Below are 835 nucleotides of genomic sequence, written 5' to 3' on the forward strand. Positions count from 1 at the left end.
CTAGAGGCAGCTCCGCACTTTGTCATTGATACTGAAACCACCAGCGTCCATTGGCGTGACGCACAAATCGTCGGGCTGTCTTTTGCGGTACAAGCGCATGAAGCCTATTATATCCCGCTCACGCATAGCTTAGAAGGTGATGAGCTGACAGCAAAACAGCTTGACCGCGATACGGTATTAGCGCGCTTAAAGCCTGTGTTAGAGAATCCAAATATCGGTAAAATCGGACAGCATCTGAAATATGACGCGCACATCCTCGCTCACTATGATATTGACTTAGTTGGCGCCATACATGAGCAGCCAAATAACTGGGCGATGGATACCATGCTGGCAAGTTACGTCATCAATGCGGCAGCGACTCGTCACGGTATGGACGACTTAGCACGCCATTATCTACAAACGCAAACCATCAGCTTTGAGGAAGTCGCAGGCAAAGGTGCTAAACAAGTCACCTTTGACCAAGTAGCTATCGATATTGCTAGCGATTACGCGTGTGAAGATGCTGATATTACTTATCAGTTATTTGACGTATTCAGCGTTGAGTTGGCTAACGATGCCAATAATGCCAAATTGCTCCATGAGTTAGAGATTCCAACAGCAGAGATACTTTGCCAGATGGAAGCAAACGGTATTCTCATCAAACGCTCCTTCTTAAACGAGCTATCAAAACGCTTTGATGAAGAAATCATCGCGCTAGAAAAACGCGCTTATGAAGTGGCAGGTGAAGAGTTTAACTTAGGCTCACCAAAGCAGCTTGGTGAGATGCTGTTTGACAAGCTCGGCGTTGCTGGCGGTAAGAAAACCAAGTCTGGTCAATACTCGACTGGTGAGGCGG

1 protein-coding gene is annotated in these 835 nt (G+C 46.9%); it reads left to right on the forward strand.

What is annotated here, in order from left to right:
- Nucleotides 1–835, forward strand: an 835-nt coding sequence (locus ACS8FC_RS16220) for a DNA polymerase (RefSeq protein WP_439297531.1), incomplete at both ends; no start/stop codon positions are given.

The sequence above is a fragment of the Psychrobacter sp. 1Y4 genome (assembly GCF_051847555.1).